This window comes from Algoriphagus aquatilis (assembly GCF_042657405.1).
Lineage (GTDB): Bacteria > Bacteroidota > Bacteroidia > Cytophagales > Cyclobacteriaceae > Algoriphagus > Algoriphagus aquatilis.
The window spans coordinates 107959-121346 of record NZ_JBHSKS010000003.1 but is presented as its reverse complement, the minus strand read 5'-3'; the positions used below and the strand labels follow the sequence as shown (position 1 = coordinate 121346).

The following is a 13388-nucleotide window of genomic DNA, read 5'->3' as shown; positions in this document are numbered from 1 at the left end:
CAGGCAGGACCCAACGTCTTCGCGAGGAGCAGAACTCCAAGACATGTATTTTTGGAAGGCTCTCCTGCGACGAAGCGATCTTAAAAAGTATGAAAGCTGAAGTCTGAAAGCTGAAAGAAGTAGGCAGTGATCAGTCTCAGCAGGCAGGACCCAACGTCTTCGCGAGGAGCAGAACTCCAAGACATGTATTTTTGGAAGGCTCTCCTGCGACGAAGCGATCTTAAAAAGTATGAAAGCTGAAGTCTGAAAGCTGAAAGAAGTAGGCAGTGGTCAGTCTCAGTGGGCAGGACCCAACGTCATCGCGAGGAGCAGAACTCCAAGACATGGTTTTTTGGAAGGCTCTCCTGCGACGAAGCGATCTTAAAAAGTATGAAAGCTGAAAAAGTAAGCAGTGATCAGTCTCAGTGGTCAGAAAAACTGCTATCTGAGACTGGTTACTGAACACTTTCTCTGCGTTCTCTGCGCCCCTGCCTACCGGAAGGCAGGCCTGCGGTGAATTACGATTATTCAATAAAAAACCAATGGAAAAAATAACCTCAACCCTCAAAAAAAAGCTTTACAAAACTGAGATTCGCTCTTCCTCAGGAAATATCCTTATCTCCGACGAACCCGAATCTGTGGGTGGAAAAAATCTCGGATTCTCCCCTACCCAACTCTTGGCTTCCTCACTCGCTGCCTGCACTAGTGCTACGCTTCGGATGTATGCAGATCGAAAAGGCTGGGACTTGGAAGAAGTAAAACTGGAGGTCAGTCTCGAAGTCAATCGAGAAGACAACAAAACCGAAATCCACCGCAAAATCGAACTCATCGGCAACTTAGACCAATCCCAACGCGATCGGATGCTCGCCATCGCCAATGCCTGCCCCGTTCACAAAATCCTAAGTGGAACGATAGCTATTAAGACAGATTTAAAGGAAAATTAAAAGTTAGATGGATGAATTCAGAAGTCTGAAATTTTCAGCTTTCTGATTTCAGATTTCTGACTTAACTCTCTTTAACTTTTCCTCCGCGTTCTCTGCGCCTCTGCGGTGAAATAATCAAAAAAAAGCGGCCCCTTTCGAAACCGCTTTTGTGTGTGATTAGCACTTTTCTATCGGATTACTTCAGATCAAATCGATCCAAAGTCATTACCTTATTCCAAGCTGCCACGAAGTCTTTGACAAACTTCGCCTTGCCGTCTTCGCAACCATAAACCTCAGCATAAGCTCTCAGTTCAGAGTTGGAACCGAAGATCAAGTCCGCGCGGGTAGCAGTCCACTTAGGCTCGCCGGTTCTTCTGTCGCTACCTACGAATACGTTCTGCTTGTCAGAAGTTGCTCTCCAAGTAGTTCCCATATCCAGCAAGTTTACAAAGAAGTCGTTGGTCAACTTACCAGGCGTTGCGGTAAATACACCATGCTTGCTGCCATCCCAGTTTGCACCCAAAGCTCTCATACCACCTACTAGAGCAGTCATTTCAGGAGCTGTAAGGGTCAACAACTGTGCTTTGTCGATCAAAGCTTCTTCAGCTTTCACGGTGCAATCTGCTGCCATGTAGTTTCTGAAACCATCAGCCCAAGGCTTCAACCACTCGAAAGAATCCACTTCGGTTTCTTCCTGAGAAGCATCGGTACGGCCTGGAGCGAAAGGAACTGTGATGTCATATCCAGCGTCTTTTGCAGCTTTCTCGACTGCAGCGCAACCGCCCAATACAATCAAGTCAGCCATGGAGACTTTCTTGCCTCCACCTGCAGTGCTGTTGAATTCTTCCTGAATGCTAGCCAACACGCCCAATACCTTGTTCAATTGAGCAGGGTTGTTGGCTTCCCAGTTTTTCTGAGGCTCCAGACGGATGCGGCCACCATTGGCACCGCCTCTGAAGTCAGAACCACGGAAAGTAGAAGCAGAAGCCCAAGCAGCAGAAACCAACTCAGCTACGGTCAAGCCGGAAGCCAAGATGTTGGCTTTCAAGCCAGCGATATCCGCTGCATCAGCCAAAGGATGGTTTACTGCAGGGATTGGATCTTGCCAGATCAGGTCTTCAGCAGGTACTTCAGGACCTTTGTAACGGGCCTTAGGTCCCATATCGCGGTGAGTCAGTTTAAACCAAGCTCTTGCGAAAGCGTCAGCAAAGTACTCCGGATCTTCATAGAATTTTCTGGACACCTTTTCGTACTCCGGATCAAATCTCATCGACAAGTCGGTAGTCAGCATGAAAGGCTTGTGGAATTTGCCAGGAATGTGCGCGTCAGGAATGATCGCTTCAGCATTCTTTGCTTGCCACTGCTGTGCTCCTGCAGGGCTGTGTACAAGTTCCCACTCGTATTCAAACAAGAACTTGAAGTAATCATGTCCCCACTTGGCTGGAGTAGAGGTCCAAGCACCTTCCAAACCGGAAGTGATGGTATCTGCGCCGTGGCCAGTGCCATACGTGCTGTTCCAGCCTGTGCTCATCTCTTCGATAAATGCACCTGCAGGCTCAGCGCCCACATATTTGCCAGGATCAGCAGCACCGTGTGTCTTACCGAAGGTGTGTCCACCTGCGATCAACGCGCAAGTTTCCTCATCGTTCATTGCCATACGGCCAAATGTCTCACGGATTGCTTTTGCAGCCAAAAGAGGATCAGCTACTTTATTTGGTCCTTCTGGATTCACGTAGATTAAGCCCATTTCGGTAGCTCCCAGTGGATTTTCCAAAGCTTCCGGATTACGGTGAGCAACCCATTCTTTCTCAGAACCCCAATAGATATCTTGCTCAGGCTCCCATACGTCTGCACGACCGCCACCGAAACCGAAAGTTTTGAAGCCCATAGATTCCAAAGCCACGTTACCGGTCAAAATCATCAAGTCAGCCCAAGAAAGCTTTCTTCCGTATTTCTGCTTTACCGGCCAAAGGAGCAAACGCGCCTTGTCCAAGTTGGCGTTATCAGGCCAAGAGTTCAACGGAGCGAAACGCTGCGTACCTGTTCCGGCACCGCCACGTCCGTCCTGCACTCGGTAAGTACCGGCACTATGCCAAGCCATACGGATCATGAATGGACCATAGTGACCGTAGTCAGCAGGCCACCAGTCCTGAGAAGTAGTCAACACCTTTTCGATGTCTGCCTTCACTTCGGCCAAGTTCAAAGACTCGAATTCCTTCGCATAGTCAAAACCCTCATCCATTGGATTGGAAAGAGAAGAATGCTGACGAAGAATGTTCACATTCAATTGGTTTGGCCACCAATCAACGTTCTGCTGGCCCTTACCTGCTGCCGCAGCCATTGAGCCATTGTGGAAAGGACATTTGGAAATGTCGCCTCCGTTTTTGCCGTGTGTATCCATAGTATGTAGTTAAGTTAAATTGAATGATATGCGAATTTAGAAAAAGGAACTCGTATAAAAATTATTTTCCGATTGATAAAAACTATGACTCTTGTCAGGAAATGGTGGAAGCTTGGAGGTAAGGAAGTTGGGACGTTTGGAGGCAAGGAAGCTGGAATGTTTGCAAAACTCCAGACGGGGAATTTATGACATCCAGAGTGGTAAGTCTCGGAGAACATTCTCAAGGTTAATTTCCCTCAATTAAAAATTGAATTGCGCCATAAAGACCATTTGCATTAAAAAAAATCTGCGTTTTAATCTCCCACTTGGTGCACCAAAATGCTTTAGCTTTTCTCCTTGGACTTGAAAAAGTTTGATTTTTATGTAAAGGATTGAGGTTCAAGAAATGTCTATTTCTTGACCACCTTTTTCCTTTGTGTTCTTTGTGGCTAATCAGGAAAATCAAAAAGGAAAAATCAACAGCGCATGCTGGCTGACCGTATTGAAATCCCGCCAAACCCGGTTGAGTTCGGTGTGGGTTTTGGCGGCTTCCAAACCGGCAAACGGGTGCATTTTTGAATTGATCTCCCGGCAGACTTGGGTGAGTTTTCGACTAGAAATGCTTACTGATCTGAGGGATTTGTTGGAGATTTTTCCATGGATCTCCAGTTCTTGCCAGGAAATCTCAACCGCCCCGTAAAACTTCATTCTCGCCAGTTCCAGTTTGGATGCACAGGATTTTTCCAGTTTTTGGAAATAGTTCAAGTGCTTTTGATCATACTTTCGGAATTCATGTCGCTTCCAAAACGTCTCCGAAATCAACTTTTGAAGATGTTGGGTAATCCCCAGAATATTCACCGCCAAAGTCGCTTCCGCAAACTGAAGAAAGGGATAGCGATAAATCGATTCAGTTCTTGTGACTTTTTCTGGAAGGATTTCAAAAGCCCGATGTAGAGGAACTTGTAGATTTTCGGTTTTGAAGGCATGACTTCCCGTCGCGATCATGCCCATGTAGCTCCAGCCGTCGAGGATTTCCACTTCCTCTTTTTTCAGGATAAAAGCTTTTATCATGGGCTTTCCTTGATCATCCCAAAGCGCTTTTCCGTCCTCCAGCATCTCGCAATTGGCTGTAAAATGCGTCGCATGTAAAGCCCCAGAAGCATAGGTCCAACTGCCGGAGATCTCATAATGGTCTCCCTGTCGATTGGCTTTTCCGCCCACAAAACCGCTTCCTGCCAGGCAAACCTTGGGATCTGCAAAAATTTCCCGACTGACCTCTTGATCCAAAAAACCCACAAACCAACCCGCACCGGCACAGAGTGTCACCGTCCAACCCATACTCGAATCGAGTCGAGCTATTTTCTCTTCCAAGAGCAATGCCTCAGGCAAAGTCAAGCCTAGCCCATCAAATTCTGTCGGAACAAACAGCTTGAACCATTTTTCCTGATAAATCAAATCGAGCATTTCGGTACTCAGGCTGCCTTGTTTTTCGGCTTTTGGAGCCCAATCGGTATTGATCAGTTCAGTGGAAATCATGGGACAAGTTTACGAATAAAAAGACCTGCCAGGTTTTGAAAACCTGGCAGGTCAAAGGGGAAAAGAATCCAAATCACTTCTTCTTTTTCTGAGCTGCCATCCACTCCATGATGGTCACCGGACGGCCGTTGAGCATTACCGGTGAACCGTCAAAATCGGTTCGGGCGACATTGGCATGGGAATATATCCAAGACCAGTGGCCATTGTAGCGATAGTCTTTTCCACCGTAGAATCCGGTGATGTCGTATACATTGTCATAGTAGGTGAAGAAGACATTTTTAGCACCAGCTTGCTTGAGTCTGTGATACAAAGGAACTACGGTTTCATCTGGCTTGGTAGTCATGTCGTCTTTGGCATGCACAAACCACATCGGTACATTCTTGATTTTTTGCACTTGAGCATCAGAGATAAACTCATGGTTGTAAGCCAAAGCCGAGATGTATCCAGCCGCAAAGTAATCCGGATGCTCAAGGATCAATTTCAAGGACATATAACCTCCGTTTGAACAGCCTCCTACATAGATTCGAGCAGGATCTACCATCGGGTTTTTGGCTACAAAATCCTGAATCAATGCAAATACGGCAGCATTGTAAATATCATTGGTTTTACCTCGAGTCATGCCTTCTCCTGCATTCATCCAGAAAGTCGGAGTCTGTGGAGCCAACACAAATGCTCCCTCTCCAAACAGCACCTGCAACTCAGGAGAAGCATAATTGAAAGCTTTGTTGCCCATCAAAGCGATAGTCGGATCGGTTCCGCCTTCTCCTCCACCGTGCAGCCAGATGATCAGCGGCGCTTTAGTCTTTAGATTTTTTGGAGAAAAAGCTCCATAAGTCAAAGTCGTATTCTCATGGGTGAATTTACCAGTCAGGTCAAACTCATCCACGATGGGACGGATTCGGCCGGCTTCTTCGTTCCAGCTTTTCCCGGATTTCGTATGAATCACATTCACTCCGTAATCAATCCAGACATTGGAAGCTCGGTTGCCCATTCTGAGGTATTGGATACCCGATCCTAGCGGATTGACCGGACTGACGGCAAGGACCAAAGTCAAGTGAGTACCGTCATCTTTTCGGTTTCCATTTTCGTCGGAAGCATAAGTGTAAACGATACTTCGTTTGCCGGAAGCCTGCGCGGCAGGAATCTCTCCCAAAGTAGAAGATCGAGTCACAAACACTTCAAAGTCTGCTGCGCTTGTCTCCTTGGTCGGATTGGCATCATGAAGGATCACTTTACTGACTGCAGGTCCCCAGTCAAAGCCTTCGATGACCAGTTTGTATTTCCCCGTTGACGGAGGGTTGTCATTTTTCGCCCAAACCAACAGGGGAAGGGTTAAAAGGAGCAGGATTATTCGTACAGTTTTTTTCATAAAGGGTAGGTTATGGGTTTGATGGATATTGAAATGAAATTTCGGAAATGTCAGGATTAGACCTAAGAAAATTACTCGAAAGGCAAGAAGTATGGAAGCTGGGATGTAGGGAAGCATGGAAGACAAGATGATTGAAAGAGTAGCTCCAGTGCACCAACACTTCCTGACTTCCCAACCTCCTTGCTTCCCACCTCCCTTACTTCATATTTCCCTTCTTCAACTCCCTCACGGCATAATCCACCGCACGGGCAGTCAGGGCCATGTAGGTAATGGATGGGTTTTGAGTGCCGGTTGAGGTCATCGCTGCCCCATCGGTCACAAAGACATTGGGAGCAAGGTGCATCTGATTGAACCCATTCAAAAGTGATGTTTTGGGATCACGTCCCATCCGCACTCCTCCCATCTCATGAATGTCCAGCCCAGGAGCTTGCTTGCTGTCATTTTTGTAAATGTTGGTCACTCCTGCTTTGGATAGCATCTCTTCACCCTGTTCGAGAAAATCTTTGACGATTTTCTCATCATTATCATCGTAGGCGATATCGATCTGAAGCTGAGGAATGCCCCATGGATCTTTCAAATCGGGACTGAGCGATACCAGATTGGTTTCCTTTGGGATCGTCTCGCCCTGCATCATCATGGAGACCCACCAAGGTCCAGGTTCGGAATTGGCCGCTTTGAATTCCGCTCCAAAAGGTACATCCCTCGATCCTCCCCAGCCTCCACGGCCAGCAGAATAAAAGGACATATAACCCCGGAGAAAGTCCATCTCCTGTTTTTTCACATTTCGAAAATTGGGCAGCATAACTGCAGTGGGGCGACGGCCATAATAGTATTTGTCTTCAAAACCTTCAAATCTGCCTCCCAAGGTGCCCCGATAATTGTGGAAAGCAATGTATTTGCCCAAAATCCCCGAATCATTTCCCAATCCATTCGGAAAGCGACTGGAAGTAGAATTGAGCAAAATCAGATTGGTATTCAGGCAAGCGGCATTGAGAAAAATCACCTTAGCGAAGTATTCGGTAGCTTCTTTGGTCACTCGGTCTATCACCCGGACACCCGTAGCTTTACCTTTTGCCTCATCCCAAATCACTGAATGAACTACCGAATCCGGGCGGATGGTCAAGTTTCCTGTTTTTGCAGCAGCAGGCAACGTAGATGAATTAGAACTGAAATATCCACCAAAAGGACAGCCCCGATAGCATTGATTTCTGGCTTGGCATTGACCTCTACCTTGAGCCAAATGAACATCCTTTGGCTGGGTCAAATGGGCACAGCGACCAATCACAAATTTGCGGTCTCCGTAGGCCTCCAGAATCCTTTTTTGAACTTCCTTTTCCACACAATTCATCTCCCAAGCAGGAAGAAATTCTCCATCCGGGAGGGTTTCCAACCCGTCATAGTTTCCGCTGATTCCCACAAACCGCTCCACATAGCTATACCAAGGAGCAATGTCTTCATATCGAATCGGCCAATCCACGGCAAAGCCATCCCGCCCGGGACCTTCAAAATCATACTTACTCCAACGTTGAGTTTGACGCGCCCAAATCAAGGATTTCCCTCCTACCTGGTAGCCTCTGATCCAGTCAAACGGCTTGTTTTGTACATAGGGATGTTCGCTGTCTTTAACGAAAAAATGCTGGGTGTCTTCCGCATAAGCATAGCATCGATTGACCACGGGATTTTCGAGTTCATCGGCTAATGGGATTCTGTTTCGGTGAGGCATATCCCAGGCATTTGCGGTCATGGTAGGATAATCTTTCAGGTGCTCGACCTGTCGACCTCGCTCCAAAACCAGCGTCTTCAAGCCTTTTTCACACAGTTCTTTGGCAGCCCAGCCTCCTGAAATGCCAGAACCAACTACTATCGCGTCGTATTGATGAGAATTCATAGGGGTAAAATAAGAGTTTCCTCGAAGATTTTTGGGGAATTTTAGACATTAGGTAGGTCTGGAAGTTGGGAAGAATGGAGGTTTGGGATTTTGGGAGTTTGGATGAGGGGAGGATTTGAAGGTTGTAAAGTGAAAAATTGGAGTGGATTGCAAGAAAAAAACCCAAGACGGAAAATGACCTCCAGCTTGGGTTTCAAATTAGGATAGGCTGATAGCTTTACTCGTATCGCAAGGATTCGATTGGATCCAGTTTACTTGCCTTGTATGCGGGTATATATCCTGCGATTAAGCCCACCACGATACAGATCGCAAAAGAGATGATCATCCATAACCAGGGAACCAGAAATCCTCCCGGACCGATAAAGTTGGCGATGATATTGCCAATTCCGATCCCCAACATCATCCCAAAAATTCCCCCAATCACACAGATGGTAATGGCTTCAATCAAAAACTGCTGACGAATTCTAAGTGGGGTAGCTCCAAGTGCTTTTCGAATTCCAATCTCACGAGTTCGTTCAGTCACAGACACAAGCATGATATTCATCAATCCGATAGATGCCCCTAAAAGGGTAATAAACCCGATTCCAAAGCCCCCAATTCGGAGATAACCTGCTACTTCCTCCAAGCTTTCTGCAACTGACTCACTTTTTGTTAATTCAAAAGAGTCTTCTTGGGCTACTCGGTCTTGACGGATTTTCCGCATCATGCCTGTCGCCTGACCCATTTCGTAGTCGATCTTGCCCGGATCTGAGGCTACTCCTGTGATTCGATAGTTGAAAGTGCCGCGGGTATCCAACCTGGCGGCATTTTCAATAGGAATCAAAATCTGACGGTCTGCACCTTGGTCTTGGCCCACTCCGCCTTGCTTGTCCAAGACACCGATGATGGTATAGGGCCTACCAAGAAAAGTGATTTTTTGGTTAAGCGGATCTTCGCCGCTTTCGAACAGGTTTTCTTCCAGCTCTTTTCCAATGATGGCCACACTGTTGCCATATCTCACTTCCATTTGGCTGAAGTTTCTTCCTTTAGCGAGTTTGATGGCTTTGATCGCGAGGTAATTTTCATCCCCACCACGAATCCTGGTATTGGGGTTAGTCTTTTTCGAACCTCTTTTGATTTCGGCTGCACCCGTTACAGATGTAAACACGGTAGAAATGCCTATGGAAGCATATTGTTCTTTGAAACTTTGTGCTTCGCGGAAAGTGATGGATGGATACACTTTCTCTGTTTTTCCTTCCTGAACCACCCTGCCACCACTTGCTCCTTTGTTTCTGATATCGAATGAATTGGCTCCAAGTCCCGCAAAACTCTCTGCAATCTGAGCCTTGATCCCATCGATAGCGGTAAGCATTCCTACGAGCGAAGAAATACCGATGGCAATAATTGCACCCGTAAGGACTGTTCGAAGCAAATGAACCTTGACAGAATTCAGAGCTTCGCGGACATTTTCGATCAAATTCATGGATTGTTCGGTTTAGAACAGGTTTTTGAAAAGTAGCAGACTAGATTCATTAAGTATAGGAAAATTGAAGCTTAATCAAGCCAAGGTAGATAGATTTTAACAGTTTACTCAATGCATTCGATCTCCCCGCAGTTCCATGCTTTTCATCACTTCTGCTTCAAAGGTCAACCATTCTTGCCAGCGCTTGTTTACTTTTTCAGGATCTTGATACATCCTAGCCATTTCTATGAAGGTCACGTAATGACCAGCTTCAGAGATCATCAATTCGTAATAAAACTTCTGCAAGTCTTCGTCCTGAATGTTTTTAGACAGCAGTTTAAAGCGCTCACAACTGCGGGCTTCGATTAAGGCATTCAGCAGCAAATGCTCGGTCAACTGATCCATTCGGCTACCGCCTTTTTTCACAAAATCAGTCAGTCGGGTGACGTATTCATCCTTTCGCTGCCTTCCAAACTTCATTCCCCGCTTTTTCAACTGCTCCATCACCCGCTCAAAGTGCCCCCACTCCTCCGCTACTATTGGAGTCAATGTATCTACCAAGTATTCCAAATCATTGAATCTGACGATCAAGCTGATACAGGACGAAGCGGCCTTCTGCTCACAATACGCATGGTCCACCAAAATATCCTCAATCTGCATTTGCGCAATATCCACCCATCTCGGGTCGGTAGGCAGCTTGAGGTGAAGCATCTTTTGACGGGTGGTTTCTTCCCAACTCATCTTTGTTTACGATTTACGATTGGTTGATTTACGACCTTTTTGAAGTATTCTACCACTTTCCTAAAACTCTAGAACAGACATTTTCTTATCTACAAATATCTAATGTCTTGCGTCTTAAGTCTAGTGTCTTGTTTTTCAATCAAACAAATACCAAGAAATTCCCAAATCCAAGAAAGAGCGATAACCGGTGTAATCCGGCGTCACGAAATATCCCTCTTTCACCATCATCCCTGCATTGAGGTGGTTGTATTTGAAGAGCACGCGCGTTCGGTTGATCCGAAAGTCCAGAAATAAATCGAAAATCGGGTACGCATATACATTGAAGGTATTTTGCAAATGGAATTGCTGAAGTGAGGGATCATACGCTTCCGCAAAATAGGATGACCTGAATCTTGCATCAATCCCCATTTGAACCACCACATTGTTGTCAAACAAAGGGCTGTCGAAATAAAACTTGGTATTGTTAAACCAAGTTGGAATTCGGAATGCATCTGCCGCTTCTCCTGTGATTTGAGTGAAAATGACTTCGGTTTCTAGTCTGAATTTTTTACCGATATTCATTTTTGCCTCAATTGCCGGCATAATCATAAAGGCCTGCCCACTCGCTTGAGCCACCTTTCGCTCCGTGTTGAAATAGACGTAGTTATTAATTCGATTGAGCGTAAGGTTTGGTCTGAGGTGAATCGATTTGATATCGGCTTTTATCGTACCCTTGATCTGATCTACCCCGATGTTGGCAAAATCATTGTCCCAGCGGTGATGATTACTCACAAATAGCTGTTGCATGGACGTGGGTTTGTAGAGCGCCTTGGTATATTCCACATCGAGCCAAGGAGAGATAAATACTCCGTGAATTCTGAAATTACCCGGAATGAGGTATTCGCCATCGGCACTGATTTCCCATTTTTCAGAAAGTTTACCAATAAGTTCTCCACCAATAAACACCTCGTTGAACGCCTGTCTTGGCTGGGTAAAATAAGGACTGATCATCCGTCCATTTCGCAGCTTGAGGTAGGAATTGTAGTAAAAGCCTTTGAAGGTTCCTTTCAAGCCAACTTCATTTCTCCACTCCGCAAAATCATTTCTATTCAGCGTGGTGTCCGGATTGATAAATCGGTTTTTGTTAAAAAACAGGGAATCAGATGTATTTAAAAAGGAGCGAAAAACCAGATTCTGATTTTTTCGATCCAAGATATGGTAGAATTGGAGACCATTTCCCAGTTTGTATTCATGGTACAGGTGATACTCCTGTCTTAGGTCTCTTGCCTGTGAATTCTGAAGCCAAATTTTAGCGTCTTCATAGGTGAAATAGAGTGAGTTGGGGTCAACTTCCGGCGGGATGATCCCTCCGATTTCATTCACGGTATGTTTCATCCTAGAGAATGCACCCAGTAACCAATATTTCCCATTTTCAGATCGGTAATTGGTATGAAATGCATAGGCATTTTGGACCGCCATATGATCGTCTCGTTGCGCAGGATTGAGTGTTTTTCTGATCCGAAGCGTATTGAAATCGATGCCTACATTCCACCGGGGATTGATATTTCTGGCAAAAGAAACGTCGAGCATGTTTCTGTTTCCCCCTCCAAAAAACGCTGCCATTTCCGTGAAAGGAGACTTGGTATCATAAAACTTCCTTTTGGAAGGATCTCTGAAGTAAATGTCGTAGGCATGAAAGCCTGAGGTGAGGCCAATTTGCTCCGGAAGAGTATAAAAAACCGGCTTGGCCGCACTGCCTATGTTTCCAAGATCCTGGTATTTCCAAATGGATTTGGCAACAGGATCGTAGTTGTGAAAATTGTTGAGCAGTGTGTCTTGCTCAATCAGCTGAAGCCGATTTCGCTTAATGTTTTTTTCATAAAAATACAGGGTGGTCTTGGGACCATACACCTGCTTGGTACTGTCATCTAGCAGCGTGCGACGGCCCTCGGTCTCCTGTTCCTCCTGTTCAACCAGCTGCCTTCCCTGCCTAGCACCTGCAGGATTGCCAGTCCCAACCTGCGGGATAGGCCGCTGGGCAAACAGGTCCTGACTTTGGATCAGAAAAAAGAGGGTACATAAAAGGAGGGCCTTTCTAATCACCTGATGTTGAATTTTTCTCGGATATGGCGGAGTAGAGATTCCTGTTCATGAGGTGCAAATACAACCTGAATAGGCAGCGCAAAAATCGGAATTTCCTTCAATAATCCCTGTTTGGCCAAAAATTTAAGTTTGTCTGCATCTTTTTCAGTGGTGAGGATCACAGGCTTTTCGGAGACAAATCTGTCTCGGGATTGCAGGATTCGTTGAGCATCCTCCCGAGTGTAGTCATGGTGATCACCAAATGAAAACTTCTCGACGACTTTAAACGATCGCTGACAGAATTTCACAAAGAGTCGATCATCCGCCAAGCCGGAAATCAGGATGACAGTTGCATTCATTTCCTGAGCCAAACCCACTATAGGGTAAGGCTCGCCATAGCCTATCGATGAAAAATATACCGGCACTTGATCAGATGAATACTTGGCAATTTGTTCTAGGTATTCCTTCTTAACCTGCGGAGGTAAGTCTTCAGGGCACTTTGTCACCACAAGGAGGTCTGCTCGTTGGGCACCTTGCCGAGATTCCCTAAGCCTACCTGCTGGTAAAATATGGTCTTGAAAGAAAGGTTTATTATATGGAGTCAGCAGAATTTTATAATCAGAAGCGAGCCTTCGATGCTGGAAGGCATCATCTAAAATCACCAAGTCAATTTCATCAGCTATTTCCCGGATTTGATTCAAGGCATTAACCCGATCTTCGCCCACAAACACGGGAATTTCAGTCTGAAATTTGTTGAAAATCTGCAGGGGTTCATCTCCAAGTTGATCCGCTGTGCTGTCTGCTGTAGCTTGAATAAACCCTTTGGTTTTTCTCCCATAACCACGACTCAGGGTAGCAAGAGAAACTTCAGATTTTAGATTTTTGATCAAAAACTCCACCATTGGCGTCTTGCCCGTACCACCCACAGAGAGGTTGCCAACTACCAGCGTGGGAATGGGGGATTTGAAACTTTTCAGAATTCCTCTTTCATACAAGAAATTTCTACACGCCGTGATGAAGCGAAAAAGCAAGGAAAAGGGTAGTAGAAAAACTGAATACCAAGCCATCAG

Annotated in this window: 9 protein-coding genes; 1 reads left to right on the top strand and 8 read right to left on the bottom strand. The window is 45.8% G+C overall.

Annotated features, from left to right (window positions below):
- Nucleotides 1-521: 521 nt before the first annotated feature.
- A complete protein-coding gene (locus ACFPIK_RS04920; protein ID WP_377912835.1) occupies nt 522-923 on the top strand; it encodes an OsmC family protein in 402 nt (133 codons plus the stop codon).
- Between the two features lie 175 nt (nt 924-1098).
- Here ACFPIK_RS04920 and katG read toward each other — a convergent pair whose 3' ends face one another.
- The 8 genes from katG to lpxK form a co-directional block, all read right to left on the bottom strand.
- On the bottom strand, nt 1099-3303 hold the full coding sequence (gene katG / locus ACFPIK_RS04915) for a catalase/peroxidase HPI (protein WP_377912833.1): 2205 nt from the start codon (nt 3301-3303) through the stop codon (nt 1099-1101).
- Nucleotides 3304-3744: 441 nt separating this feature from the next.
- A complete protein-coding gene (locus tag ACFPIK_RS04910) occupies nt 3745-4818 on the bottom strand; it encodes an acyl-CoA dehydrogenase family protein (protein WP_377912831.1) in 1074 nt (357 codons plus the stop codon).
- Nucleotides 4819-4891: 73 nt separating this feature from the next.
- Nucleotides 4892-6187 carry a prolyl oligopeptidase family serine peptidase gene (locus tag ACFPIK_RS04905; protein ID WP_377912829.1) on the bottom strand — a complete coding sequence of 432 codons (1296 nt, stop codon included), beginning with the start codon at nt 6185-6187 and terminating at the stop codon, nt 4892-4894.
- 196 nt (nt 6188-6383) lie between these two features.
- On the bottom strand, nt 6384-8075 hold the full coding sequence (locus ACFPIK_RS04900; protein ID WP_377912827.1) for a GMC oxidoreductase: 1692 nt from the start codon (nt 8073-8075) through the stop codon (nt 6384-6386).
- Nucleotides 8076-8292: 217 nt separating this feature from the next.
- Complete coding sequence (locus ACFPIK_RS04895) at nt 8293-9537, bottom strand: ABC transporter permease (RefSeq protein WP_377912825.1); 1245 nt, start codon at nt 9535-9537, stop codon at nt 8293-8295.
- A 108-nt stretch (nt 9538-9645) separates the two neighbouring features.
- The gene (locus ACFPIK_RS04890) at nt 9646-10257 is read right to left on the bottom strand and encodes a MiaE family protein (RefSeq protein ID WP_377912823.1); all 612 of its coding nucleotides are present in this window, start codon (nt 10255-10257) and stop codon (nt 9646-9648) included.
- Nucleotides 10258-10392: 135 nt separating this feature from the next.
- Nucleotides 10393-12339 carry a putative porin gene (locus ACFPIK_RS04885; RefSeq protein WP_377912821.1) on the bottom strand — a complete coding sequence of 649 codons (1947 nt, stop codon included), beginning with the start codon at nt 12337-12339 and terminating at the stop codon, nt 10393-10395.
- Entirely contained in the window at nt 12336-13385 is a 1050-nt protein-coding gene (lpxK, locus tag ACFPIK_RS04880) for a tetraacyldisaccharide 4'-kinase (protein ID WP_377912819.1), read from the bottom strand. The genes ACFPIK_RS04885 and lpxK overlap by 4 nt, the downstream gene beginning before the upstream one ends.
- Nucleotides 13386-13388: the final 3 nt, after the last annotated feature.